The sequence below is a fragment of the Rosenbergiella nectarea genome (genome assembly GCF_900111105.1).
Classification (GTDB): domain Bacteria; phylum Pseudomonadota; class Gammaproteobacteria; order Enterobacterales; family Enterobacteriaceae; genus Rosenbergiella; species Rosenbergiella nectarea.
Genome location: NZ_FOGC01000027.1, coordinates 1 through 1,702 on the forward strand (window position 1 = coordinate 1; position 1,702 = coordinate 1,702).

At 46.7% G+C, this 1,702-nt stretch carries 3 protein-coding genes and 1 pseudogene; 2 read left to right on the top strand and 2 right to left on the bottom strand.

Annotated elements, in window-relative coordinates:
* A partial coding sequence (locus tag BMX14_RS16275) for a DUF6883 domain-containing protein (protein ID WP_177173201.1) occupies window positions 1-834 on the top strand: 834 nt, incomplete at its 5' end.
* Window positions 835-853: 19 nt separating this feature from the next.
* On the top strand, window positions 854-1,045 hold the full coding sequence (locus BMX14_RS16280; RefSeq protein ID WP_092678556.1) for a DUF4926 domain-containing protein: 192 nt from the start codon (window positions 854-856) through the stop codon (window positions 1,043-1,045).
* Between the two features lie 66 nt (window positions 1,046-1,111).
* Here the strand turns inward: BMX14_RS16280 and BMX14_RS16285 are convergent, their stop codons facing one another.
* Together BMX14_RS16285 and BMX14_RS17125 are read right to left on the bottom strand one after the other, a co-directional pair.
* Window positions 1,112-1,327 carry a SymE family type I addiction module toxin gene (locus tag BMX14_RS16285; RefSeq protein ID WP_230527546.1) on the bottom strand — a complete coding sequence of 72 codons (216 nt, stop codon included), beginning with the start codon at window positions 1,325-1,327 and terminating at the stop codon, window positions 1,112-1,114.
* Window positions 1,328-1,383: 56 nt separating this feature from the next.
* Window positions 1,384-1,635: pseudogene (locus BMX14_RS17125) on the bottom strand (helix-turn-helix domain-containing protein); the annotation flags it as partial.
* Between the last annotated feature and the right edge of the window lie 67 nt (window positions 1,636-1,702).

A 1,702-nucleotide genomic window follows, 5' to 3' on the forward strand; every position in this document is an offset into this window, starting at 1 on the left:
AGTTTAGCCGCAGGATTAGCGGGTGGATTGGTGGGTGGCGATACGGCGAGTGCAGTATCAGGGATGCAGACCGGGAAGGTGACGGTTGAGAATAACCTGATGGGCGGTACTGAGGACGGTCAGGAGAAGTTCGCCAGAGAGCATGGCAAGAATATCGCCTCCTGTGCGGACAATCCGGGTTCAGCGTCCTGCCAGAAAGGTCTGGCGATGCAGGATGCGTTGACGGTTGTGCTTCCAGCAGGGCTTGGTGGCGGAGTGCTGATTGCAGCAACGCCAGAAATAGCCGCTATTCTGAAGGCTGGAGTTGAATCCTGTGCCGGTGCGCTGGCGTTGTGTATTAACAACCTTGGTCTTCAGGCTTCAGAGATTATCGTTCCAGGTGGAGTCGGAGCCGGTGGTGCGATAGGGATAGGTAAGACAGCGGCTGAAGCTACGGCGGCGAAAGCAGAGGTTGTGGCGGCTAATTCGGCGAAGAATATCGGAAATGGTAGCACCATAAATTCGATTAAAAATACAGCTGAAACACAAGTTAGTGTTGATCAAAAATTAGCTAACTATCTGTTAGATAAACAACATCCTGTTGGAGGAAGTAAGGCGGAATGGTTCGATAGTGCTCTTGGTTTTAACAAAACAAACTCAAATAAGCTTGCGAAACAAATCGTTTTTGACTCCAGTCAAGCCGTTAAAACAGCAGAAACTCAGTTTGGTACTAAATATGATCAAGTAATACCAATAACTGGTACGAATGGCAGAACGATTAATGTTAAATTTGGTTGGATTGAGAATAATGACGGTGTAGTTAGACTCGTAACAGCTATTCCAGCTAAGAAATAAATATATTGGTATTTACTTTATGATCAAAGAATATGATGTAGTTAAAGCCAAAAAAGACTTGTCTGACATTGTGCTAAAAGGATGTAGGGGAGCAGTTATTATTATATATCGAGAACCTACTTTAGGTTATGAAGTTGAATTCATTGATAATGAAGGTGATACATTAGATGTTTTGACGGTTTACCCTGATGATATCGAGTCATCAGGGTAACGATATATTTTTAACGAGTGTTATTAAAAATCCCGGCCATCAAGCCGGGATCTTTTTACTGACTAATCACTCCCCAACTAGCCGTATAATCAGCTCGCCCTGCTGACAACTCACTTCAACCTTCCTGCCGGTCTCAAATCCCAGCTCTCCCATCCAGTGGCCCCGCAGCGTGATCGATGGTGAAGGTTGATGTTTAATGTGATCCCGAACATATCCCACGGTATAACGCCTTGATTGAGTTGTGGGTGTGCCTGTCTCTGGCATATGATGTGTCTTAGCCATAGTAACTACCTCCATAGTTGCTTGTGGTTAGCAGTTAAGGCAGGTTGCACCCTGCTTTAACTGCGCTCATTAATCTGTTTAGCCTGGTACTTCAATATCATCCCATCTAGCAATGCCCTGATAATCCGGCGTTCTTCTTCCGGCATTCCACTGACTGCCTCAAACTGAAAGATCAGGTCGTCAGAGGGTCCGCGTTCACGGTCTTCAAACACCAGGTCGTCCAGCGAAACATGCAAGACCTTCGCCAATCTTATCAGGGCGTCTAAGGTAGGTTGTGCTGTCCCCGCTTCATAGCGACGTATCTGGTTCCCTGACCCATCAAGAGACAACGCTGGACAGCGGCGGCCAAGTCACCTTACACAGCGGTCGCGATAC